The sequence below is a fragment of the Aeromonas sp. FDAARGOS 1419 genome, from assembly GCF_019047045.1.
GTDB classification, from domain to species: domain Bacteria; phylum Pseudomonadota; class Gammaproteobacteria; order Enterobacterales; family Aeromonadaceae; genus Aeromonas; species Aeromonas veronii.
Genome location: NZ_CP077209.1, coordinates 2,834,513 through 2,858,357 on the forward strand (window position 1 = coordinate 2,834,513; position 23,845 = coordinate 2,858,357).

Annotated in this window: 25 protein-coding genes; 4 read left to right on the plus strand and 21 right to left on the minus strand. The window is 54.7% G+C overall.

The genetic code is table 11. The features are described from left to right. Window positions 1-10 precede the first annotated feature (10 nt). The 5 genes from deoA to I6L49_RS12740 form a co-directional block, all read right to left on the minus strand. Window positions 11-1,342 carry a thymidine phosphorylase gene (gene deoA / locus I6L49_RS12720; RefSeq protein ID WP_005340469.1) on the minus strand — a complete coding sequence of 444 codons (1,332 nt, stop codon included), beginning with the start codon at window positions 1,340-1,342 and terminating at the stop codon, window positions 11-13. Between the two features lie 109 nt (window positions 1,343-1,451). After that, window positions 1,452-2,225 (minus strand): deoxyribose-phosphate aldolase, encoded by a 774-nt coding sequence (gene deoC, locus I6L49_RS12725; protein ID WP_216949674.1) that lies wholly within the window; start codon window positions 2,223-2,225, stop codon window positions 1,452-1,454. Between the two features lie 424 nt (window positions 2,226-2,649). Then, the gene (locus I6L49_RS12730) at window positions 2,650-2,820 is read right to left on the minus strand and encodes a XapX domain-containing protein (RefSeq protein ID WP_005340467.1); all 171 of its coding nucleotides are present in this window, start codon (window positions 2,818-2,820) and stop codon (window positions 2,650-2,652) included. Between the two features lie 125 nt (window positions 2,821-2,945). Next, window positions 2,946-4,220, minus strand: a complete 1,275-nt coding sequence (locus I6L49_RS12735; RefSeq protein ID WP_005340466.1) for a NupC/NupG family nucleoside CNT transporter — start codon at window positions 4,218-4,220, stop codon at window positions 2,946-2,948. Window positions 4,221-4,442: 222 nt separating this feature from the next. Further along, window positions 4,443-5,216, minus strand: a complete 774-nt coding sequence (locus I6L49_RS12740; protein ID WP_216949675.1) for a TatD family hydrolase — start codon at window positions 5,214-5,216, stop codon at window positions 4,443-4,445. A 41-nt stretch (window positions 5,217-5,257) separates the two neighbouring features. Here I6L49_RS12740 and I6L49_RS12745 point away from each other — a divergent pair, with 41 nt between their 5' ends. Continuing rightward, window positions 5,258-5,884, plus strand: coding sequence for a type II secretion system protein (locus I6L49_RS12745; RefSeq protein ID WP_069529592.1), 627 nt, complete (start codon window positions 5,258-5,260; stop codon window positions 5,882-5,884). On the opposite strand, the gene I6L49_RS21140 is transcribed toward I6L49_RS12745, so the two are convergent. The 5 genes from I6L49_RS21140 to I6L49_RS12770 all read right to left on the minus strand — a co-directional run bounded on the left by I6L49_RS21140 (window position 5,853) and on the right by I6L49_RS12770 (window position 9,361). Further along, on the minus strand, window positions 5,853-6,032 hold the full coding sequence (locus I6L49_RS21140; RefSeq protein WP_216951649.1) for a DUF5363 family protein: 180 nt from the start codon (window positions 6,030-6,032) through the stop codon (window positions 5,853-5,855). The genes I6L49_RS12745 and I6L49_RS21140 overlap by 32 nt on opposite strands. A 177-nt stretch (window positions 6,033-6,209) precedes the next feature. Further along, the gene (gene luxS / locus I6L49_RS12755) at window positions 6,210-6,719 is read right to left on the minus strand and encodes an S-ribosylhomocysteine lyase (RefSeq protein WP_005340462.1); all 510 of its coding nucleotides are present in this window, start codon (window positions 6,717-6,719) and stop codon (window positions 6,210-6,212) included. A gap of 18 nt (window positions 6,720-6,737) precedes the next feature. After that, window positions 6,738-7,331, minus strand: a complete 594-nt coding sequence (locus I6L49_RS12760; protein WP_272502552.1) for a hypothetical protein — start codon at window positions 7,329-7,331, stop codon at window positions 6,738-6,740. A 59-nt stretch (window positions 7,332-7,390) separates the two neighbouring features. Next, entirely contained in the window at window positions 7,391-7,729 is a 339-nt protein-coding gene (gene glnB / locus I6L49_RS12765; protein WP_005308848.1) for a nitrogen regulatory protein P-II, read from the minus strand. Between the two features lie 9 nt (window positions 7,730-7,738). Continuing rightward, window positions 7,739-9,361 carry an NAD+ synthase gene (locus I6L49_RS12770; RefSeq protein ID WP_216949676.1) on the minus strand — a complete coding sequence of 541 codons (1,623 nt, stop codon included), beginning with the start codon at window positions 9,359-9,361 and terminating at the stop codon, window positions 7,739-7,741. A 146-nt stretch (window positions 9,362-9,507) separates the two neighbouring features. On the opposite strand from I6L49_RS12770, the gene I6L49_RS12775 reads away from it, so the two are divergent. The 3 genes from I6L49_RS12775 (at window position 9,508) to I6L49_RS12785 (ending at window position 11,391) form a co-directional block, all read left to right on the plus strand. Continuing rightward, window positions 9,508-10,038, plus strand: a complete 531-nt coding sequence (locus I6L49_RS12775; protein ID WP_139462216.1) for a GspH/FimT family pseudopilin — start codon at window positions 9,508-9,510, stop codon at window positions 10,036-10,038. 98 nt (window positions 10,039-10,136) lie between these two features. Further along, window positions 10,137-10,583, plus strand: a complete 447-nt coding sequence (locus I6L49_RS12780) for a prepilin-type N-terminal cleavage/methylation domain-containing protein (protein ID WP_254127474.1) — start codon at window positions 10,137-10,139, stop codon at window positions 10,581-10,583. A 5-nt stretch (window positions 10,584-10,588) separates the two neighbouring features. Further along, a protein-coding gene (locus I6L49_RS12785) for an IS5 family transposase (protein ID WP_216949514.1) occupies window positions 10,589-11,391 on the plus strand; the annotation gives its coding sequence in 2 pieces (ribosomal slippage) (window positions 10,589-10,916 and window positions 10,916-11,391; 804 coding nt in all). Window positions 11,392-11,558: 167 nt separating this feature from the next. Here the strand turns inward: I6L49_RS12785 and tapY2 are convergent. The 11 genes from tapY2 to ribF form a co-directional block, all read right to left on the minus strand. Further along, window positions 11,559-11,840, minus strand: coding sequence for a type IVa secretion system protein TapY2 (gene tapY2 / locus I6L49_RS12790; protein WP_043826141.1), 282 nt, complete (start codon window positions 11,838-11,840; stop codon window positions 11,559-11,561). After that, window positions 11,837-15,517, minus strand: coding sequence for a pilus assembly protein (locus I6L49_RS12795; RefSeq protein WP_216949677.1), 3,681 nt, complete (start codon window positions 15,515-15,517; stop codon window positions 11,837-11,839). Before I6L49_RS12795 ends, tapY2 begins: the two co-directional genes overlap by 4 nt. A gap of 10 nt (window positions 15,518-15,527) precedes the next feature. Further along, the gene (gene tppD / locus I6L49_RS12800) at window positions 15,528-15,965 is read right to left on the minus strand and encodes a type IVa pilus pseudopilin TppD (RefSeq protein ID WP_139408484.1); all 438 of its coding nucleotides are present in this window, start codon (window positions 15,963-15,965) and stop codon (window positions 15,528-15,530) included. Next, window positions 15,962-16,957, minus strand: coding sequence for a PilW family protein (locus I6L49_RS12805; protein ID WP_216949678.1), 996 nt, complete (start codon window positions 16,955-16,957; stop codon window positions 15,962-15,964). The genes tppD and I6L49_RS12805 overlap by 4 nt, the downstream gene beginning before the upstream one ends. Further along, window positions 16,954-17,523, minus strand: coding sequence for a type IV pilus modification protein PilV (gene pilV, locus I6L49_RS12810; RefSeq protein ID WP_216949679.1), 570 nt, complete (start codon window positions 17,521-17,523; stop codon window positions 16,954-16,956). Before pilV ends, I6L49_RS12805 begins: the two co-directional genes overlap by 4 nt. Before the next feature lie 2 nt (window positions 17,524-17,525). Then, window positions 17,526-17,930 carry a type IV pilin protein gene (locus tag I6L49_RS12815; protein ID WP_216949680.1) on the minus strand — a complete coding sequence of 135 codons (405 nt, stop codon included), beginning with the start codon at window positions 17,928-17,930 and terminating at the stop codon, window positions 17,526-17,528. 110 nt (window positions 17,931-18,040) lie between these two features. Beyond that, window positions 18,041-18,976 (minus strand): 4-hydroxy-3-methylbut-2-enyl diphosphate reductase, encoded by a 936-nt coding sequence (ispH, locus tag I6L49_RS12820; RefSeq protein WP_216949681.1) that lies wholly within the window; start codon window positions 18,974-18,976, stop codon window positions 18,041-18,043. Further along, window positions 18,976-19,428, minus strand: a complete 453-nt coding sequence (gene fkpB, locus I6L49_RS12825) for an FKBP-type peptidyl-prolyl cis-trans isomerase (RefSeq protein ID WP_216949682.1) — start codon at window positions 19,426-19,428, stop codon at window positions 18,976-18,978. Before fkpB ends, ispH begins: the two co-directional genes overlap by 1 nt. Next, on the minus strand, window positions 19,425-19,922 hold the full coding sequence (gene lspA / locus I6L49_RS12830; RefSeq protein WP_005340447.1) for a signal peptidase II: 498 nt from the start codon (window positions 19,920-19,922) through the stop codon (window positions 19,425-19,427). Before lspA ends, fkpB begins: the two co-directional genes overlap by 4 nt. Continuing rightward, window positions 19,922-22,783: an isoleucine--tRNA ligase gene (gene ileS, locus I6L49_RS12835; RefSeq protein ID WP_216949683.1), complete on the minus strand. Its 2,862-nt coding sequence runs from the start codon at window positions 22,781-22,783 to the stop codon at window positions 19,922-19,924. Before ileS ends, lspA begins: the two co-directional genes overlap by 1 nt. Next, the gene (ribF, locus tag I6L49_RS12840; protein WP_019445579.1) at window positions 22,783-23,757 is read right to left on the minus strand and encodes a bifunctional riboflavin kinase/FAD synthetase; all 975 of its coding nucleotides are present in this window, start codon (window positions 23,755-23,757) and stop codon (window positions 22,783-22,785) included. The genes ileS and ribF overlap by 1 nt, the downstream gene beginning before the upstream one ends. Window positions 23,758-23,845: the final 88 nt, after the last annotated feature.

Genomic DNA, 23,845 nt, shown 5'->3' on the forward strand with positions numbered 1-23,845 from the left:
CTTCCCCTTGTTACAAATCGGCCAGGGTGATACGGCGGTACACTTCAGGCAGTGCTTCCGGCCGCTCGCCACCAATCCGGACAGCCGCCTGCACCATGCTGGCAGCCTGAGCATATTGCTCTTCAGTCTGAGCGTGGATCATCGCGATCGGCTTGTCAGCATCGACGCTTTGACCCAAGCGGATAAAGTCGGTCAGACCGACCGCATAATCAAGTTTGTCACCGGCAGCACGGCGACCACCGCCCATCGCCACCACGGCCAGACCCAGCTCGCGGGTATCCATGGCGGTCACGAAGCCACTGTTGGCCGCGAATACCGGACGTACGATGGCGGCTTTGGGCAGGTAAGCGTCGTAACGCTCCATAAAATCAGCCGGGCCACCGAGACCTGTCACCATGCGACCGAAGATCTCGGCCGCCTTGCCGTTATCCAGCACCGCCTGCAGCTTGGCGCGGGCATCGCGCTCGTCGCTGGCCAAGCCTGCAGAGATCAGCATCTCGGCGCACAGCGCCATGGTCACTTCGTGGATCCGCGGGTTGCGATATTCACCGGTCAGGTAGCGCACCGCTTCACGCACTTCCACCGCGTTACCGGCGCTGGAGGCCAGCACCTGGTTCATATCGGTCAAGAGCGCAGAGGTACGGCAACCGGCACCGTTGGCCACGGCCACAATGCTCTTGGCTAGCTCTTCAGACGCTTCGAAGGTCGGCATAAAGGCGCCGGAGCCCACTTTCACATCCATCACCAGCGCTTCGAGCCCGGAGGCGAGCTTCTTGGAGAGGATGGAGCCGGTGATCATGGCGACAGATTCGACGGTGGCGGTGATGTCCCGTACTGCATAGATACGCTTGTCAGCGGGGGCAAGATCGCCGGTCTGGCCGATGATGGCGACACCCGCCTCTTTCACCACTTTCAGGAAACGGTCGTTGTCGACCGAGGTCTGGTAGCCGGGAATGGCATCCAGCTTGTCGAGGGTGCCGCCAGTGTGGCCCAGGCCACGACCGGAGATCATCGGCACGAAACCGCCACACGCAGCGACCATCGGGCCAAGCATCAGGGATACAACGTCACCCACACCGCCGGTGGAGTGCTTGTCGACAATCGGGCCACCCAGATTGAGGTGATCCCAGGTCAGCACCATGCCGGAGTCGCGCATGGCGCAGGTCAGGGCGACCCGCTCATCCATGGTCATGTCTTTGAAGTAAACCGCCATCGCCAGCGCGGCGATCTGCCCTTCGCCGATGGTGTTGTTGGTAATGCCCTGAACGAAGAATTGAATTTCTTGGGTACTGAGCGCTTCACCGTTGCGCTTCTTGCGAATAATTTCTTGAGGCAAAAACATCTTTCATTCCCTCCGCCATTGCTGGCGTTACACAAGCCTGAATCCTTGCCCGCACACCGCATGGTGGGGGCTAACAGGGCGGACTGCTGTCCGCCCTCTCATCAACCTATTAGTAACCGCTGGTGTTGGCCGGCTTGTCGCCATGCCCCAGAGTGGCCAGCAGACTGGCCAGCAGGCTGGATGCACCAAAGCGGAAGGTACGGGCGGATACCCAGTCGTTGCCGAGGATCTCTTCGGCCATGGCCAGGTACTGACCGGCAACGGCGGCATCTTTCACGCCACCGGCAGGCTTGAAGCCGACTTTCGGATTCTTGGCCTTGATCACTTCCATCATGATGCGGGCCGCTTCTGGGGTCGCATTGACCGGCACCTTGCCGGTGGAGGTCTTGATGAAGTCGGCACCGGCATCGATACAGATTTCGGAAGCGCGACGGATCAGCGCCTCTTCTTTCAGCTCGCCGGTCTCGATGATCACTTTCAGCAGCACGTTGGCACCGCAGGCCTCTTTACAGGCTTTGACCAGATCAAAACCGATCTGTTCATTGCCAGCCATGAAGGCGCGATACGGGAACACCACGTCCACTTCGCCAGCACCGTAGGCGACAGCGGCACGGGTCTCGGCCACGGCGATCTCGATGTCGTCGTTGCCGTGCGGGAAGTTGGTCACGGTCGCAATACGTACGTCGGCTGCGCCGATCTCACGCAGGGTTTTGCGAGCGATAGGGATAAAACGGGGGTAGATGCAGACGGCGGCGGTCAGGCCAGCCGGTGACTTGGCCTTGTGGCACAGGTCGATCACCTTCTGATCGGTGTCGTCATCGTTCAGGGTGGTCAGGTCCATCAGGTTCAGGGCGCGCTGAGCGGCCACTTTCAGATCAGTCATTCTGTTCTCCAAAGTCTCGATTTAATCCAGATAACCGGGCACCACCATACCATCCAGCGATGGATGCACAGGCAGTAATCCCCAGCTATACGGGAATGGAATTACAGTGCGAAGGCACCGGCACTATCGGGATGTTATTCAAAACACCCTGCAGGCACTGCGACTGTAAATAAGGCAAGAGCCCTGTCACTTTCTTACAAAAGTGCGGACTTGGTTCCATGAAGACTTGAGAAAGGCCGACAGCATCTGACCCGACTTCCCAATCAATTCCATTTGACCGCCAACACCCGATTTCATCGAGTATTAGTCATTGCCAGCACCCTGCTGGCAACGCCTATTTCAGCCGAGATACCCCCTGTTTGCAAGCCGGATTTGCCAATTTCAGAGGTACCTCACATCTGGCAAATCCAGGTCTAAAAAAGCCTTACGAAAAGAAACGGGTCAGGATCCAGGAGTAGGCCAATCCCCCCAGATAGACCCCGACGATCCCCATTACCCCGGATAAAACGGGAGGCGCCGGGATCGGCAATTTGAGGAAAGAAAACAACAAACCAACTATAAAGCCGGCCACCATCGCCAGTAGCACTTCATTCATATAACCTCCGATTTGACTCATTTTATTATTAGTTTAGATAGGAAAACGGTTGTCACCGCTCCATACGCGAACGCCACGGCAGATGCCGTGGCGTTCGTGTTTATACCCTGTCAGTCAGACGGCGATTACATGCCGGACAGTGCCAGGAAGAAGCCTGCGATAGTGGCAGACATCAGGTTGGACAGAGAGCCAGCCAGTACGGCTTTCAGACCAAAGCGTGCAATGGTGCCGCGGCGGTTCGGCGCCATGGACCCCAGACCACCCAGCAGGATGGCAACAGAGGAGAGGTTGGCAAAACCACACAGCGCGAAGGAGATGATCGCCTTGGTGTGATCGGACATGGCCACACCGTTGATCAGCACTTCGTCTTTCAGGTACGGAGCGAAGTTCAGGTAAGCCACGAACTCGTTCACTACCAGCTTCTGACCGATGAAGGAACCGGCAACCACTGCTTCATTCCAGGGCACACCGATCAGGAAGGCCAGCGGGGAGAAGATCCAGCCCAGCAGCAGCTCCAGAGAGAGTTGCGGATAACCGAACCAGCCACCCACACCGGAGAAGATGCCGTTGATCATGGCGATCAGACCGATGAAGGCCAGCAGCATGGCGCCGACGTTCAGGGCCAGTTGCATACCGGCAGAAGCGCCAGCTGCAGCAGCGTCAATGACGTTGGCAGGCTTGTCATCCAGCTCGGCATCGGCAGAGCTTTCGTCGTAGTTCGGGGTCTCGGTCTCGGGAACCAGCAGCTTGGCGAACAGCAGACCACCCGGTGCAGCCATGAAGGAGGCAGCAATCAGGTACTCCATCTTCACGCCCATGGAGGCGTAACCGGCCAGTACGGAACCGGCAACGGAAGCCAGACCACCACACATGACGGCGAACAGCTCGGAGTCAGTCATCTTGGCGATGTAAGGACGAACCACCAGTGGCGCTTCGGTCTGACCTACGAAGATGTTGGCAGTTGCAGAGAGGGATTCGGTGCGGGAAGTACCCAGTACTTTCTGCAGACCGCCGCCCAGCAACTTGATGACCATCTGCATGATGCCCAGGTAGTAGAGCACTGCAATCAGGGAAGAGAAGAAGATGATGACCGGCAGAACACGGAAGGCAAAGACAAAGCCGCCGCCACCGAACACTTCAAACATCTTGTTGCTGACCAGACCGCCAAACAGGAAGTCGATCCCGTTCTGGCCGTAGCTGATCACGCTGGATACCGCGTCGGACACGCCGACCAGGATATCGCGACCAACCGGAACATAGAGAACAAAAGCCCCCAGACCGGCTTGAATTGCGAACGCACCGACAACGGTACGGACGTTGATTGCCTTGCGATTGCTGGAGAACAGCACCGCGATAAGGACGAGCGTCGCCATCCCTACCAGACCCATGAACAAATTCATTATTATCTTCCTCTAGTAGCACCTGGCTTGTTAGCGAGTTGTTATTAAACCCAACTAATCAAGGGGAGCGCATTATACTAATTAAAGTCCGATAAAATAGAATGCTGGTCACATTTTATCGTTATCAAAATGTCCAAGTGTCACAAAATTAGACAGCAAACGATTTTTACGCTCATTTTTTTTCCTGACAACTAAATCAGGTGTTGCGAATTTGTTTCATGGCTATTGGTCGTGATGGAAAATATGCCGGGCAGTTTCAAATAACACCTTGGCAACATCTGCCGATGGTTCATCCCGCAATGTCATCAATATTTCCGCTATTTTCGGCAGCGCTTCCGGGGTATTCCGGGTGCCTTGCTCACCTTGTAAGGGCATATCGGGCGAATCGGTTTCCAGCACCAGAGCCTCGAGCGGCATGGCCCGAAATACCTCTCGCGTCTTGTTCGCCCGTTCAAAACTGATCACCCCGCCCACCCCGAGTCGAAAGCCCAGTTGCCAGAAAGCCTCCGCCTGCTGCAACGAACCGCTGAAAGCATGGATCACCCCGCCACGAGGCGGCTTGAAACGGCGCAACAGCTTGGCCACAGTGTCATTGGCACGCACCGAGTGGATCATCAGGGGAAGCCCGACATCGGCAGCCAGCCGGATCTGAGCCTCAAACAGCGCAAGCTGCCCCTCCTGAGGCACGTGTGAACGGAGGTCCAGCCCACACTCGCCAATGGCCACCAGCCCAGCAGGCTGGCTCATCACCAGCGTTCGCAACCGCTCCATCACCCCCTCCCGCTGCTTACCGGCATACCAGGGATGAACGCCCAGACCATAAAAGAGGCCGTCATGTTGCTCTGCCAGTGCCATCACACGAGTCCAATTATCTTCTGCGATGGCAGGAATGATATACTCCGTCACCCCCAATGCCCGACAACGGGCCAGCAGTGCCTCCCTGCCCTGGTCAAACACCGGAAAGTCGAGATGGCAATGGGTATCTATCAGCTGCATATCACTCACACCTGTTTGCGGTATTTAATGGGTCATTGAACATGATGAACAACAGAAACAACGGCTTTACCCTGATTGAACTGGTGCTGGTGATCATAGTGCTAGGGATCCTGGCTGTCACCGCCCTACCCCGCTTTATCAATATCAAGGATGATGCCCTGAAAAGCACGGTCTCGGCGACCGCAGGCAGCTTTGCCAGCGCAGTTCAGCTGGCTCATGCAGGCTGGGCGGTAGCCACACAAGGACAGGCACTCGCTCTATATAATCTGGGAAGCTTTGGCGCCAAGAATATGGACATCAATCTCTATGGCTGGCCGGTGGGCTCTGAAGAGGGCAGCGGAAAAGGCATAAACGAGACGTATGATTTGAGCAAACTGCCATCAGACTACATTTCTATTTCTGGAAATGATGACTGCAAGCTTGTCTTCAAGGAGTTACTCGAAACTGAATACACAGTTGCAGCCAGCAATGAAAACCAAGCTCTGATCGACAAAGCAGACTACATATCAACAGTCAGCAGCAATTACAAAACCGACGAGCATGGTCAAACCCATAGGAATTGCACCTATATTCTTCGCGATTCTATCGGCCGCTTCCCGGCTCACCCCAACGGCCTCGGCTTCGAGTACAACAGCGTTACCGGCGCTGTGACCCGCAATTTTGATTGAGCTCAGCCTCTTCTGCGCAAGCTCGCTCTTTGCTTGAATCATCATCATAACGAACCGGCGTACAGCAGCGCCGGTTCTCCTGGGTGAGGCCCCACTCCTCGCACCACGCGTCATAACGGGCCAGCCAACGCAGCAATATCCCCTTCATCGTCACACCGCCTCCATCAGGTTCAGGTCAAAAACCATCCTAATCAGAGTCGGCAAGGGGAGCAAGTCATCCCCATAACCGCGATCGGGCGGAATAAAAAAGCGCCGGTCAGCATGGCTGACCGGCTCTTTTAACATTCCCTGAAGAGGTTATCCGATGAGCAACAGCTCATCCGCCTCACAGACTCTTCAGCTTCTCTTCCGGCAGGGCCAGCTCGTCGTTGTGGTTAACGCCGATACCGCGCTCCAGCACATGACGGGCGATGGCGTGCGCCTCTTCCAGCGAGTGCATGCTGTAGGTGCCGCACTGATACTCGTTCAGCTCGGGGATCTTGGCCTGATCCTGCACGGTCAGCACGTCGCTCATGGCTGCCTGCCAAGCTGCGCCAACACGGGCTTCGTCCGGCGCGCCGATCAGGCTCATGTAGAAGCCGGTACGGCAACCCATGGGGGAGATGTCGATGATCTCCACGCCGTTGCCGTTCAGGTGATCACGCATAAATCCAGCGAACAGGTGCTCCAGCGTATGGATACCGCGCTCGGAGAGGATCTCCTGGTTAGGCACACAGAAACGCAGGTCGAACACGGTAATAGTGTCCTTGTTCGGGGTCTGCATGGTCTTGGCCACACGCACCGCTGGCGCTTCCATACGGGTGTGGTCAACGGTAAAACTGTCCAATAACGGCATTTCTGACTCCTGATTTGGTTACCAGAACCAGCCCCCGCGGGAGAGCTGATCCTTGCATTGACGGTACTGGGCGCCGTAGCGCTGGGCGCGAGCTTCCACCTTGCGAGAGGTCTTCATCAACCACCCCTTGCTGCGATAGCTGCCACGCCGGTAGCCACCCCACCCTTCGTGATAGTTGAGGTACTGGCCATAGGCATCCCACTTGGAGGTGCCATTTAGCCGCTGGGCTTTGTTAGTGTACCAACCCATAAAATCGATGGCGTCGGCAAAATCATCGCGGTCACTCCAGCTGTTGCCGGTTTCTCGCTGGTAATCGGCCCAGGTTTCATCTTTGACCTGAGCATAACCATAAGCCGAACTGGCCCGCCCGGTCGGGATGAAGAGGAAATACTGCATCGGCGGCTGGGCATCATGTACGTAAGAGGACTCCTGATACATCATGGCCATCACCACATGGATCGGCGTCCCCCACTTTTCGTTCATCTTGAGCGCGGCCTTGTGCCAGTCAGGCTTCTCGCGAAAGATCTGGCACAGATTCTCCGGCTGGGCCGGTGGACGGGTACTGCAAGCAGTCAGGCCCGCCAACAGGCTGGCGACCACCACGAAGCGCATCCACCCCATCAAATGAGGCCACACTTCACGCCTCTGGTCAGGTAAAGAGATAGCCAAGGTCAGATCGCGTCTTCGTTCTCTTCGCCGGTACGGATACGAATGACACGCTCCACCTCGCAGACGAAGATCTTGCCATCACCAATCTTGCCGGTACGGGCGGTGTTCTGGATCGCTTCCAGACAGGCATCGAGATCCTCGTCCTGCACCACCAGCTCCACCTTCACTTTCGGCAGGAAGTCGACCATATATTCGGCGCCGCGATAGAGCTCGGTATGGCCCTTCTGGCGGCCGAAGCCTTTGACTTCAGATACGGTCATGCCGTTGATGCCGATCTCGGCCAAGGCCTCGCGCACATCGTCCAGCTTGAACGGTTTGATGATGGCTTCAATCTTCTTCATGGTGACTCCTTACCAGTTCTGTTTGCCGAACCCGGATGTAATGGGGTAACGGCGATCCTTACCAAAGTTGCGAGCCGTGATGCGGGGCCCGACCGCCGCCTGACGGCGCTTGTATTCATTGAGATCCACCAGCCGGATCACCTTGCGCACTACCGCTTCCTCGAACCCTTCTGCCACCATGTCGGCCACGGACGCATCCTCTTCCACATAACGCTTGAGGATGGCATCGAGGATTTCGTATGGCGGCAGGCTGTCCTGATCCACCTGATCCGGCGCCAGCTCCGCTGAAGGAGGACGGTCGATAACCCGCTGCGGGATCACGTAGTCCACCGAGTTGCGATATTCGCACAGCTTGAAGACCAGCGTCTTGGGCACATCTTTCAGTACGTCGAAACCGCCCGCCATGTCACCGTACAGCGTGGCATAACCGACCGCCATTTCGCTCTTGTTGCCGGTAGTCAGCACGATACGACGACGTTTGTTGGAGAGCGCCATCAGCAACACACCGCGGCAGCGGGCCTGCAGGTTCTCTTCGGTGGTATCGCGGGCGGTACCTTCAAACAACGGCGCCAGCTGGGTCATAAATCCTTCGAACATCGGCTCGATGGAGATGATGTTGAACTCAACCCCCATCCGCTCGGCCTGCTCCTTGGCATCTTCCACACTCATCTGTGCTGTGTAGCGGAACGGCATCATCACCGCCTGCACCTTGTCGGCCCCGATGGCATCTGCCGCGATGGCCAACGTCAGCGCCGAGTCGATGCCACCGGAGAGACCCAGCACAGCGCCGTGGAAACCGTTCTTGGTAACGTAGTCGCGCACTGCCAGCACCAGCGCCTGATAGGTCTCGGCCAACGGCTCCAGCGGCGCAGCGGGTTCCCGCTCCTTCACCGGCTGGCCATCAGCAAAACGTACCAGCGCCAGCTCTTCGGCAAACGGGGCCAGCTTGTGCGTCAGCTCGCCCTGGCTGCTGAACACCTTGGAGCAGCCGTCGAAAATCAGCTCGTCCTGACCGCAGACCTGATTGAGGTAGACCAGCGGCAGACCGGTCTGATCGCAGCGTTCGGCCATCAGCTCGCGGCGGATCCAGGGTTTCTCCTGATCATAGGGCGAGGCGTTGATGGTGAGCAGCAGTTCGGCCCCTGCCGCCTTGGCGGCCAGCGCCGGACCCGGCTGCCACAGATCTTCACATATGAGCAGCCCCAGCTGGTGACCACGGAACGGCACCACGCAGGTCTCGCTTGCAGCGGTGAAGTAGCGCTTCTCATCAAACACGCCGTAGTTGGGCAAGTCCTGCTTGAAGTAACGGGCAATCAGCTTGCCCTGCTCATAGAGTGAGGCCGCGTTGTAGAGCGCCTCTCCTTTACGCCAGGGATGCCCCACCAAAATGGCACAGTTGCCCTGCCATTCGGCAACACGAGCCAGCGCGGCCTCAACCCGGATCATCAGATCGGCACGCAGCAGCAGATCTTCCGGTGGATAGCCGGTCAGGGCCAGCTCGGAACAGACCAGCAGATCAGCGCCTTGCTGTTCGGCCTGAGCCGCCGCAGCGAGCACTTTGTCAGTGTTATCTTCGATGGCGCCTACCGTCAGATTCAACTGGGCAAGCATCAGAGAGAGGGCTTTTGCCATGGCGATGCATCTTGAATTCGAAAATGATGGGGAATGATAAAGAAAAGGGGGGCAATCTGCCAGTTCAAGACAGGCGTAACCGTGTGACAGCAACCTGCGGGAAGGATAAGCTGTAGATAGTCACGGAACGACAGGCCTTCGCAGATATGAAAAACGCCGGATTTACCCTGATGGAGTTGATGATAGCCATTGCGCTGGGCGTCATTCTCTTGGGGATTGGTATTCCTTCCCTCTCTAACCTGCTTGGCAGCAATAATTTGGCGACCCAGGAAAAAAGTCTTCTCAACCACTTAAACTATGCCAGACAACAGGCTATCTCTAACCAGCAAACGGTTACTCTCTGCCTGACCACCGTGACACTGAGTAATAACATTGCAGTAGAAGGTTGCATCCCAGCCAATCAGCGTGGAACTAACCGGCTACTCGCCTTTATCGATAGTAATGGCGACCTGAAGCTTAATGGTAACGAAGCAACTATTGCTGCCAGTCCAGAGTTTCCTGCAGAAATGGCCATTTCTGCAGATGCACAGGCGCTGCGCTTCACCCCTGATGGCACCATTACGTCTGACAGCGAGGTCATCTTTTCACTCTGTGTAAGCGGTGAAAAGGGCATTGAGATTGCAGTTATGCCTGCCGGGCGTGCCCATAGCCAGGCAAGTGGCGCTGTATGTCCATGACCTGCGTTAACTACCGCGAAACACACACGAGCACAAAAGGATCCATTTCAATCCAATAGCTATGCTTAGAGTCTCTTTTGAACAAGGACTCATACGCTATGGCACGAAATGGATTTACCCTGCTTGAGTTTTTAATATCTGCAAGCCTGACAACCATCCTGCTGACCTTGGGACTGCCGTCATTGGCAAATCTGCTGACATCTACCGACAGCGACATCTACACAAGAAACCTGCAGGACCACCTGATCTTCGGCCAACGGCAAGCCATCACACAGCAGCAACCCGTTACAGCATGTCTTGCCATGCCTGTCAGAAACTCCACAAAAGAAGGCTGTGTACTCGCAAATCAAACCGGCGCCCAGCGCATGCTTGTCTTTATCGACACCAATCAGGATCGCCAATTCGATATTGCAAGTGGCGATATCTTGTTATCAGCAACAGAACCCTTTCTTGAAAAACATACCGTTACGGCCAATCGACAATTTGTGCGATTTATAGCCGCTAACAAAACTAAGTTGATTCGAACGATACCAGTCCCCACATAGCCGGCATGACACGAAAAATCATCAGTAACCAGCTATGGAAGTCCTTGCAGCCACTTCTGCCACCTCACCAGCCTTCGCCACGGGGTGGCCGTCCACGCCTCGATGACTATGCCGTTCTCAACGGTATTCTGTTTGTCCTTACTACCGGGATCCCGTGGGAGGACTTACCCCAGTCTTTGGGTTTTGGCAGCGGAATGACGTGCTGGCGTCGCCTACGTGATTGGCAAGCTCAAGGCATCTGGCAGCGACTTCACGTGGCGCTCCTGAGCCAGCTACATCAAGCTGGCCACATCGACTGGAGTAGAACAAGCCTCGATGGCGCGAGCGTAGCCAGCCCCCGGGGGGCCAGGAAACAGGACGTAACCCGACAGACAGAGGCAAGCTGGGCAGTAAACGACACATAGTGGTGGACCGTCAGGGCATACCGCTCGCAGTGCTTGTATCAGGCGCCAATCGCCATGACTCGATAATGTTTGAGCCCTTGTTGGATGCACTTCCGGCGTTAGCAGGTAAGAGAGGGCGACCACGATGTCGACCTGACAAGCTACACGCAGACAAAGGGTATGATTTTCGCCGTTGTCGAGATTATCTGAGGCGACGGGGTATCAAGGTTCGTATTGCCCGGCGAGGCATCGATAGCAATGAGCGATTGGGTTGTCATCGCTGGGTTGTAGAACGCACTCATGGTTGGCTAGCAGGCTTTGGGAAGCTACGAATACGTTTCGAGCGACGGTTGGATATCCATCTCGCCTTGTTGACGCTGGCTTGCGCCGTTATCTGCCTACGCTTTGTTGAACGGTTTTGTTAGCGGCTCTTAGTCCAGATGGCACTGCGATTGGCACCAACATGACACTCCGGTTTTGTATCGACCAGGCCCCCCGAGTCGATATCATCGTTTCCCCATCCGGCAGAAGCAGAAGCGAAAAAAAGGGGCTGAGTTGTTCTTAGCCCCTTTACCCTACTCAATAACCAACGTTATCTGGGTTGGATTTCATCTTGTTTTTTTGCATCAGCCAGCGAAAAGGTGGCCGCCAAAGGAACGCACTCGATTACCTCTGTGACAAGATGCACCACCCCATCAATCTCATAACCTTTCTGTTTAAACACCCTGACCAGATTTGCCTTGCTCGTATCAGTTACCGGTTGCTGCAACACCATCTGCACGCCACCTTCCAGAGTGACATAACATTTTATGTCTTCCGTTTGGGCATGAACCAACAAGGGCAAGCCCACACACCAGAGCAGCATGCGTTTCATCCCTCTTCTCCTTCATAGAGATAGATTTTCTTGGGAGACATATCCATTTTTGCCTCTTCCGCACCTTGTGAGCATTCTCCTTCACCGGTACAGCGCTCAGGCTCTCCCTTCCCATCATCTTTGAGGATAACCTCCTTGCCCGGAGCACCACCTATAATCCTGATCCGGCCATCATCCCCACCATGAATAACCAGATCATCAGCAACCTTATTTTGCACCTCTACGTAACGCTGAATAACTTCCTGATTGTTGCTATCCAGTACATATTTGAAAGAAGTGCCATAGTGCATATCAATCATATATTGGCGCATGGCACCGATCGATTGAATCGTACATTGTTGGAAGTCCTGTACCTGAGGCAAGAAGGAGGTGAAATAGAGCTTGCCTTGCAACACCAAACCAGCCCCCATTGATTTTTCACCGCTTTCATTGAGCCAGAATTTCCATCCCAACTTGCTGGTCAACGCCTTGGTGGTGTTTACAATCTGCTCTTCATTCAAACCCGTAAAGGGATCGCTGGTCACATCGTAGAGATCGTTCAGTGTGATACTTGATGGCACCGCTGGTTCAGACGTTGCCCCAAACAAGGTTGGATTAACATTGTAGTCACGTAGCATCACATACACATTTTGGGTTGTCGCCTCCGAGGAGGGGCGGTTTCTATCACCACTGCCTATCAATACGGCATCAAACGGACGCTCGCTGTAAAGATAATTTGTCCCATCATACTTCCAACCTTTATTGATGGTGCGCACCAATACGGGCTGGGTAAAGAAACGGCGATCATCTTCCAGCTTCTTGGCAGTTCCACTTAAATGTGCATTTCCCAAACTGGCAAACTTGATGGCCGTCCATTTGGATTTTTCTGTCCCCTTCATGTCGATGCGCCAGATCTGACCGCCGGTATCACCCGCATAAACCCGGTCAGATACACCATCTCCATCGCTGTCCAGCACAGAAACAGCGCCTGGCATGCTATAAACCATGCCTGCAACCTGTTTGTTGGTTGCACTGGCCACATCTGGGGTAAAGCTTAACAACAGCGTGCCGGCCTCAGCATCCACGATATAAATACCCAACCCTTCACTGTCTTCAGCCCCTTGGCCCAAATAGCTCTTGGCCTGATCATAACCTCCAGAGAATATCAGGACTGGCTTATAGGTTTTTTTACCATTGGTTTCTGTGTAATAACCAGGAATGAACGCAACCTCGGGGATCGACCAGGTCTCGCCCAGTTTGCTGAAACCGGCGCTGTTTTTATCCAACCGCCACATAAGCGAAGGGGAGTCCGGATTGGATATATTCAACGCATAATAAGCCTTGCCACCACCCCGCAGCCCGGTAAATAACCACACCTTGTCACCTTGTGACGACTTGATATGACCATCTTTTACTTGCTCATTGACCAGCACTGTAGGCGATGCATCCACACCATAGAGATGCTCTGATGAGTCCAGGTTCTCTCGCAGCGCTTTCTGATTCGCGATAAATTGATAAGGCATAACGGCCCAGCTTTCATCAACCGTGGCGCCGCTGTCTTTAAACATATGCAAGAAGCCGGCATTACTCCCCATCACAATGCGCAAGTCAGGTGTACATGTAGTCTGTCCTGTCGACGTTGTACAACCGTAGTTGATCACTAATGGCCGTGAATGCAACGGGTCACCAAGAATATGCTCCCGATTATCTGTTCTATCACCATCCTGATTCTCATCAAACGCATCAATCCCCTTGGTCCAATTAAGCAGGTCATCCATGCTATCAGCACTATCAAGCTTCATGACAGTGCGTAGCTGCGTCGCCCCGCCTGCCATGCCCTCAAGAGCAGACTTGCTAAAGGGAGTTAATGTATTAGTGGAAGGGGGAATAACATAAAGATTGCGATTGGTTTTAGCTGCCAGCATCTCTTGTACCCCACCCTCGGCAACGTTATTACCATCACTAGTGGATGACCAATAGGTTTTAGCTGACTTGAGGATGGTTCCATCACCAGCGATAGCAGGCAAGCCTGTTTGATCAACCACGTAACCTTTCTCCGGCGCAAGAACCAGTTTCTTCAGGTTACCCTTCCATCTCGGGCCTGCTCCGGGTTCAAACATAGCGTAGTAGATATTATTAAGGCTGCGAGTTCGGTCAAAGTTATTAGTGGCTATGGCAGGAGAGACCAGCGAGGCATTCATCTTCAAGATAGCCAGCAATGATGACTTTAACGCTTCGTTAAGTTGGGTTGCATCGGTAGCGGGGTAATATTTACCGCCACCACGACGTGCTGTTTCAGCCAATAGAACGCCCGCCCCCTTAATTGCATCATCACCAAACCCGACGGTAAAGGTAGTGACGGTTTGCTTATTTTTAACTGACGTATTGACATCATTGTTTTTCATATAGCCAGCAAGTGCAGCAAGGTAACTTTTATCTTTGCCTGTCCCATAACCGACCGTGCCACTATAACTAGGCTTATTAGGATCAGTTGAGCTGTTGAGCAATCCTGCCACCAAACTATCCGCGGCAGCATCATACGTTGGGGCACCATCAGTCATATAAATGACATAGCCATTATCGGAACACTTATCGTATGGCGATTTATACTTATTAGCGGTGAGAATTTCGGCATTAGGGTCTCGCTGAGGATTGCGACTCACATCATCATCGCCAAAGTAGATGTCAAGCCCACCAAAATAGCGATAGGCTTCATACATTGTTTCGCACAAAGGCGTCCATGTCTCCGCCGAAAGGCTATTTGACTTGTCAATAAGATCCTGAGCGCCGGTTTTACCGCCAGCCAAAATGGCGTCATTACCCATGATGTGCCTAATGATACGACCACCATTTTTATTGGTACTGCTGTTGCCATCATTTTGGTTAAACACCGCAAGGCCAAAATCTACCGCTGGCGTAGATCGAACCAACTCCCTCAACGCCTGTTTAGCTACATTTAGTCTCGATGTGGTAATGGTGGAAGGTGCATAATACCAACGTAAATAGTTTGCAGTATATATGGTCAGCACTTCTGTCCCACCCGTATTCGGAACGACAGGAGTAGCACTATCAACCCATGGCATATTAATATTAGTGTTGTTTGATCTATTTACAGGGTAACCTTTAGTAGTTCCTGAGACAGACTGATATGAGCCGGTAAAACCACTATTATCATTGTTTCTTGCTGAAATGTCCTGTTGACAATCCACTATATTGGTTGTGTTGGACGCATAGTTCTTTAATGGCTTCCACTCCCCTTTCCTTTTAGCTCCAGTGCCAGACACCTCATAATTCCAATAGACAGATGAGAATAGTCCAATTTGGTTAAGAGGCTCCCGAGATGTGGCACAAGCATTTTTACTCGTTGAGAACCGTCTGGTATTGTTACTATCTAACGTTTGAGGGGGAGTTCCATTTGTTGAGTAATAGAGAAAACTGTTACTCCCATCATCATATGCCAATCTTGGATAAGGAAATTCAGGGTCATACTCTTCCTTTCCTAGCAAAGTTGTTTCGCCCATACTGCCTGAGTTATCGAATATAAATAGAACCTTTGGCCGAAAATCCCCGGCTTTGGCAAAGTCATAAATAAACAACTCGGTATCGTCGGAATAACCAGTACCTACCGCCAAAGATGCCCCTGATACTCCGCAACACAATACTAGCAAGCTTGTAAACAAACAGTTCCTTATGTTCATTACGGGCTCCCTAATTGGCACTGAGCAAGGGTTGTTCTACCCCGGCAGTAAAGGTCATTTGGCTATTCACCTTGCCATAAGCACTTGATGTGGTGGCTTCAGCATAACGACAAGCTGGCGTTACATTCTGGCTACTGGCTTCAAATTTTCGTTTGCATACACTTTCTGTATTGACTGTCAGGGTAGTAGCAGGAGTGGTAGTGCCTATTGCCGCCGAAGTACCAATTGCCTGCGTTGCAATTTGCGTAGAGAGAGACGTATCGCCCAATGCAGACTCCAAGATGCCTTCCACTTCGTGTTCTGCTCGTTGCAAACTGGCGCTCGAACCGGCCATTTTTAAACTCATACCACTGGATTGCATGACGACTACTGCAATCAGAGTCAAGGGAACCAGAATAGCCAGTGCAACAATCAATGCTACCCCCTGGTTTTTTTTAACCAATCTCATGTTCCACCTCGGGTGGTTATTTGTTGATTGCGTAATGCAATACTGCTTTCCAAGAGCAGACGGCGATAACCATCACCACCACCATTAACCGTAATATTACCGAGTTGATAGCTATTGTTATTCTTATAGCGACTTGATTCCCGAGCGGCTCTAATCAGCAAGAAAAGCCGAGCACCCAATACCCGCCCCTCATTCCAGCGCTGTGTTGTCATTTGGTCCGTTGACATATATCTGTCTATGCGTCCATCAGGGACCAAAGAATCGTCAACACCATACATCAGAACCATATGTTCAACGCCCTCAGCCATAGCGCCACCAATCAGAGCAGAACCACCATTGACGGTCAAATAGCGCTTGCGTAAAACAGGAATACCATCTTCTTGTGATAGGTAATAAATGTAGTGCTGGTATTCCCAGATCTGGCTCTCATTATTGGCACCAAAGAGTGGTCTGGTTTCGCTTCCCTTGATGACTCTCGCCTCCTGACTATTGGCTGCCATATAAAAGCGGTTTGTATCCAATCCCTCTGATGCTGGTATAGGACGCCCTACCAGTCGCTTGATACTGATTACATCGGAGTTTGCCACTCGGTCGTTGGCATCAATACAAGTAAAACCACTCAATCCCTTGCTTGCGGAAACCCGTGAAACCCAAAGCCCGCGAATTGGCCCAAGAGGTGATGGCAAACTACCGACAGAGCGCTCATCCAGGCAATCACTGGCTGATAAAATGGTACTGCCAGTGCTCAGCGACAGTGAGGAGCCAACTTGTGTTGACTGGCCGGTATAAGCTCCAAAAAAACCAGCCCATTTGATATCCTGGCTAATCAGTCGAATGGCCAATCGACCATTTTCCTGTAATTCACTTTGATCAAAGGCATCTTCAGAGCTGGAGCGAGACATCACAAAAACTGTGAATACCCCCGCCAACAAAAATAAACCGAGCAGCATAGCGACCAGCCACTCTACCAGCGTGAAACCGCGAGAATTCATAAAGTCGTCGTCAGAATAAACTGGCGCCTCGAAAGATTATTTGCGGTCGAGAGTTGACACTCATTGATCAGAGTTGACGCGGCAGCGGCAGCCCCCCCATCAGATATCTCTTGTTTGCCAGCCCAGAATATCCCAACAGCCAATACATTATTGGCCCGCCGCACCACACAGCCTATCGGTGAATTCAGGGAGGATGCAGCACCCGAAACACTGGCCCCAAGCAAAGCTTGTTGCCAGTAGTGAAGGTCGGCATTACGTAAATCTGCAGCACTGCACGCGCTGATCGTGCCATCTGCGGCGGCGCATGTCGGACGTGGCAAGTTGGCGGCAAGATTGACAGTCACTGCACCGGATGCGGCCCAACTATCGCGATTTATCCGTACCCGCTCAACCATATCGTTTGCCAACCAGCTGGCGATAGTACGCTGGCGAGCTTCATAACTGGCAAATTTGGAATGGGTTTGCAAAGCAACCAGACCAAGCATCCCCAACGACAGGATGACTGCGGTGATCATCACCTCCAGCAGGCTGAATCCTCTCTCATGTGATGAAACATGAATGGCCATGGCTATTCCCAACAGCTATTGCTAGCTGCACCAGAAGCACTTTTGACGCCCAACTGATTAATGGAAAACACTGTGCAATCGGTATCGTTGGCTTGGGCTGTCGTCGCGCCAGCACTGGCTGACAAGGTATAGGTGTTGCCTGATACGGCAATGGATAATTGATACAGGCCATTCTCAGATGCACTACTGATACCAAGAGCAGCAGCAGAGGATGCATACTGATTGAAATCCATAAAATAGGTTTCTTGCCGATTGGCCGCATTCAACAGCATGCTCTTGGCTTCGACACGATGACTGGTCAGCACATATTGCTGATAGGCGGGATAAGCGATAGTGCCAAGAATCGCCACGATGGCGATGACAATCATCAACTCAATAAGAGAAAAGCCACGAAAGTATCCAATCATATCCCATCCTTGGTGACAGACAGCTTCATAAGTTTAACGCCGAGCCTGTCCCATGAACAAACCCGGCGTCATTATCAACACACTTTATTCTTAAGCCTTCCTGGCTGCACTCAAATTATTCTAAGTTCGGGAGGAACCTCAAAGACTACGTTCTCTTCACGGCCAGGATGCTCGGCAACCACCTTGCCACCCAGCTCCCGCAGGCGAGCAATCACGTTTTGCACCAGCACCTCGGGGGCGGATGCGCCAGCAGTGACGCCGATCGCCTTCACGCCCTCCAGCCAGCTCGCCTCGATCATCGACGCATCGTCGATAAGATAGGCTCTGGCGCCCACCTTCTCGGCCAGCTCGCGCAGACGGTTGGAGTTGGAGGAGTTGCGAGACCCCACCACCAACATGGCGTCCACCAGCCCTGCCATCTCCCGCACCGCATCCTGACGGTTCTGGGTGGCGTAGCAGATATCGTCCTTGCGCGGCCCCTGGATCTTGGGGAAGTGCTTGCGCAACGCATCGATGACGTCAGAGGTCTCATCCACGCTCAGGGTGGTCTGGGTGACAAAGCAGAGGTCATCCGGGTTCTTCACCTTGAGCTTGGCCACATCTTCAGGCGTCTCCACCAGATACATGCCGCCTTCGCGATTCTCGTACTGCCCCATGGTCCCGATCACCTCGGGGTGACCGGCGTGGCCGATGAGCACGGCTTCTGAGCCCTTGCGGCTGGCACGATGCACCTCCATATGCACCTTGGTCACCAGCGGGCAGGTGGCATCGAATACTTTGAGGGTGCGGGACTTGGCCATCTCGCGCACTGTCTTGGCCACACCGTGAGCAGAAAAGATGACGATGCTGTCGTCCGGCACCTCGTCCAGCTCCTCGACGAAGACTGCTCCAGCCTCTTTCAGCTTGTTCACCACATAACGGTTATGCACCACTTCGTGGCGGACATAGATGGGGGCACCGAACTTCTCCAGCGCGCTCTCGACAATGCTGATGGCGCGATCGACACCGGCGCAAAAACCACGAGGGTTAGCGAGCAGAATATCCATTAATGCACCTTCTCCTCATCATCAACGCCCAGGATCTCCACCTCGAAGGTGACGGAATGACCGGCCAGCGGGTGGTTGAAATCGACCGTGACCGACATCCCGGCTACCGCCCGGATGATGCCCGGCAGCTCGCTGCCATTGGGCTGATCGAACAGGATGATGGTGCCGACTTTTGGCTCCACATCGGCGCCAAATTTGGCACGGTCGAGATGGTAGATGTTGTCGGGATTGGAGAGACCAAAGGCCTCTTCCGGCGCCAGAGTAAAACTCTTGCTCTCCCCTTCGCACAGGCCCAGCAGACACTGCTCGAAGGTGGGGGGCAGGCTGCCATCGCCCATCCGCAGGCGGGCAGGTTTGCCGTGCAGCGCCGTGCTGTCGGCAACCGAGCCATCTTCCAGCTTGATGGAGAAGTGGAACAGCACGCTGCTGTTAGCGGTGATCTGCTGGCTCATGCCTGCTCCTTTTTCTCACCACGGAAACCGTCCAGCACAATCATGGCGGCCCCGATAAAGATAAAGCTGTCGGCCAGATTGAATGCCGGCCAGTGCGCACGCTGCCAGTAGAAGTCGAGGAAATCGACCACATGGCCCAGCACCAGTCGATCAAAGACGTTGCCGAGGGCGCCGCCGATGATGAGTGAATAGGCGATACCGCTCCAACGCTGGGTCACCGACTGCTTGCGCAGCCAGTGGATCAGCAATCCACAGATGGCAAAAGCTAGCACCGCGAAGAACCAGCGCTGCCAACCCCCCTGATCAGCCAGAAAGCTGAATGCGGCGCCCTTGTTGTAGACATGAACCAGGTTGAAGAAGGGGGTGATCTCCACCCCCGGGTAACCAAATGGCAGCAACTTGACCACGGCGAGCTTGCTCGCCTGGTCCAGTACAAAGGCCAGCACTGCCAGCCACAGCCAACGCAGGCCGCTTTTATGTTGAGTCATGTTCATCAGGCAAATTGACGCGTTTCGCCGTCACCCTCAACGTTGGTCACACAGCGACCACAGATCTCTTCGTGACCCGCGATAGTGCCCACATCTTCTACATGGTGCCAGCAGCGGTCGCACTTGGCGGCGGCAGACTGGGCCACGCTCAGCCACAGGTCATCACGCTCGGTCGCCACAGAGCCTTCCGGCGCAGAGTCAGCCACGACCACCTTGGCCTTGGAGGTGAGCAGCACGAAGCGCAGCTCATCAGCCAGGGCGTTCAGGCGTGCAGCCAGCTCCGGCTTGGCGAACAGGGTCAGTTCGGCCTGTAGGGAACCGCCGATACGCTTCTCGCCACGGGCCACTTCCAGCGCCTTGTTCACTTCACCACGCACGGTGAGGATCTCGGCCCAGAAATCGTCGTTGAGAGATTCACCCGCTTCCAGACCGAACAGGCCGTCGTACCACTCCTCGGTGAAGACGAACTCGCCGCGCTCGCCCGGCAGCAGAGCCCAGATCTCGTCGGCGGTGAAGCTCATGATCGGCGCCATCCAGCGCACCATGGCTTCTGCAATGTGATACAGGGCGGTCTGGCAGGAGCGACGGGCCAGGCTGTCAGCCTTGGCGGTGTACTGACGATCCTTGATCACATCCAGATAGAAGGAGCCCATCTCGATGGAGCAGAACTGCATCAGCTTCTGGGTCACGCCGTGGAAGTTGTACTCGTCGAATGCCGCCATGATCTCGGCCTGTACCGCTTTGGCACGACCCACAGCCCAACGATCCACCACTACCATGTCGGCAGGTGCCACCATGTCGGTCGCCGGATTGAAGCCGTTCAGGTTGGCCAGCAGGAAGCGGGCAGTGTTGCGAATACGACGATAAGCATCGGCAGAGCGCTTGAGGATCTCGTCGGAGACAGTCATCTCGCCGGTGTAGTCAGTGCTCGCTACCCACAGACGCAGGATGTCGGCACCCAGCTTGTTCATCACGTCCTGCGGGCTCACCACGTTGCCGATGGACTTGGACATCTTGCGACCCTGACCATCCACGGTGAAGCCGTGAGTCAGCACTTGGTTGTACGGAGCCTTGTCTTTCATGGCCACGCCGATCATCAGGGAGGACATGAACCAGCCGCGGTGCTGGTCAGAACCTTCCAGATACATGTCGGCCGGCTTGCCATTGAACTCGGGACGGGCATCAACCACGGAAGCGTGGGTAGAACCGGAATCGAACCAGACGTCCAGAGTGTCAGGCACCTTGTCATACATGTCGGCATCGTCACCCAGCAGCTCGGCCTTGTCCAGATCCCACCATGCCTGAATGCCGGACTGCTCGACACGCTTGGCTACTTCATGCATCAGGCGCACAGATTCCGGGTGCAGTTCCTGGGTCTCTTTGTGGACGAACAGGGAGATAGGCACACCCCAGGTGCGCTGACGGGAGATACACCAGTCAGGACGGTTCTCGACCATCGCCTGAATGCGGTTTTTACCCCAAGCCGGTACCCAGCCGCTCTGGCCTTGCTGGGCAATACCGTCCTTCTCGATGCGCTCGATTTCCTCCAGTGCGCGCTTGCGCAGACCCTTCTGCTCCATGCTGATGAACCACTGCGGGGTGGCACGGAAGATGATCGGGGTCTTGTGACGCCAGCAGTGCGGATAGGAGTGGTTGAACACCTTGTGGTGCAGCAGGGCGCCGCGCTCGGTCAGCACTTCGATCACGGAGGCATTGGCCTTGAACACATGCTGGCCGGCAAACAGTTCGGTATCCGGCAGGTAAACACCGTTGCTGCCAACCGGGTTGGCCACTTCCAAACCGTACTTCTGGCCGACCACGAAGTCTTCCTGACCGTGGCCAGGGGCGGTGTGAACGGCACCGGTACCGGCATCCAGGGTGACGTGGTCACCCAGTACCACAGGCACGTCGAAGCTGTAGAAGGGGTGGTTGAAGCGCAGCAGCTCGAGCGCGGCGCCCTTGGCGTAGCCCAGATTGTGGAACTTCTCGATACCGGCGCGATCCATCACATCCTTGACCAGCTCGGCGGCCAGGATCAGACGTTCGGGGTGCTCCCCTTCAACCTGCACCAGTGCGTAATCCAGATCGGCGTGCATGGCGATGGCGCGGTTGGCTGGCAGGGTCCACGGGGTAGTGGTCCAGATCACCGCAGAGAGCGGGCCCTTGCCGGTGTGGCCTTCGGCGCAGTCAAACTTGGCGGCAACGCCCGCCTCGTCGACAGCCTTGAAGCGCACGTCGATGGAGGGGGAGTTCTTGTCGTAGTACTCAACCTCGGCTTCAGCCAGCGCAGAGCCACAATCGGTACACCAGTGCACCGGCTTGGAGCCTTTGTGCAGGTGGCCGTTTTCAACGATCTTGGCCATGGAGCGGATGATGTTGGCTTCGGTGCCAAAATCCATAGTCAGGTAGGGGTGTTCCCAGTCGCCCAGCACACCCAGACGGATGAAGTCGGTCTTCTGCGCTTCGATCTGGGTCTTGGCGTATTTGCGGCACTCGGCGCGGAATTCGGCAGCGGAAACCTTCTCGCCCGGCTTGCCGACCATGCCTTCCACTTTCAGTTCGATAGGCAGACCGTGGCAATCCCAACCCGGCACATAGGGGGAATCGAAACCGGAGAGGCCCTTGGACTTGATGATGATGTCTTTGAGGATCTTGTTGACCGAGTGACCGATGTGAATGTTGCCGTTCGCATAGGGGGGGCCATCATGCAGAATGAAAGAAGGCTTGCCCGCTTTGGCGCGGCGAATAGCGCCGTAGAGATCCTGATCGTACCAACGTTTCAGCATGTTGGGTTCGCGTTTGGCCAGATCGCCACGCATCGGAAACTCGGTTTCCGGAAGATTCAGGGTGTGTTTATAGTCGCTCATCAGTCCTGGGTTCCCTTCTTTTCTAAAAGAGTGCTGGGTAAATTGAATTGTGGCAGCCCGAACCAGGCTCGGGCCGCCAGGGCATCTCGTTCGATCTGCTCTTTCAAGGCAGTGAAAGAGGCAAACTTCTGCTCTTCGCGCAGCTTGTGGCGAAGCAGCACCTTGACCTGCTGACCATATAGATCACCAGAAAAATCAAATAGATGTACTTCCAATCTGGCTTGTGTACCGCTCAAGGTCGGCCGTACACCCACATTGGCTACACCGGGGAAGGTCTTGCCGGAACATATCACTTCCACCGCAAACACGCCACCGACCGGGATCACCTGGCGCTTGAGGGCCAGATTGGCGGTGGGAAAACCTATGGTGCGCCCCAACTTGTCGCCGTGGGCCACCCGGCCGCTGATGGTATAGGGACGGCCAAGCATCAGCTCCACCTCCGCCATCCGGCCCGCCTTGAGTGCTTCGCGCACTAGGGTGCTGCTGACCCGCTGCCGTTCGAGCTGGAAGCTCTGGGTACTGATCACCTCGAAGCCGAAGCGATGACCCGCCTCCTCCAGCAGGTGGAAATCCCCTTCCCGCCCCTTGCCGAAGCGAAAATCATCGCCAACCACCAGATAGCGCACCCCGAGCTTCTCTACCAGCAACTGCTCGATGAAGGTCGAGGCCGCCTGCTCGGCAAAGCGGTGGCTGAAGCGCACACAGAGCATGCGGTCGATATGCAGCCCCTGCAGCGCTTCATACTTCTCCCGCAACCGGCTCAGCCGGGCGGGCGCAGCTGTGCCGGCAAACAGCTCCAGCGGCTGCGGCTCAAACAGCATGACGCAGGCGGGCAATCCCAGCTGGGCCGCTTTCTCCTTGAGACGTGCCAATACCGCATGGTGACCCTGATGAACCCCATCAAAGTTGCCAATGGTTAATACACATCCCCGGTGACGGGGCTTGAGATTGTGAATGCCGCGAATAAGCTCCATCAGTGCCTTGTGCGTTGCTGCCATGGAAATCGGCGGATTATATATCAGGCAGCAGGCAGGGTCAGCCCTCATAGCCTGATTTCAACTA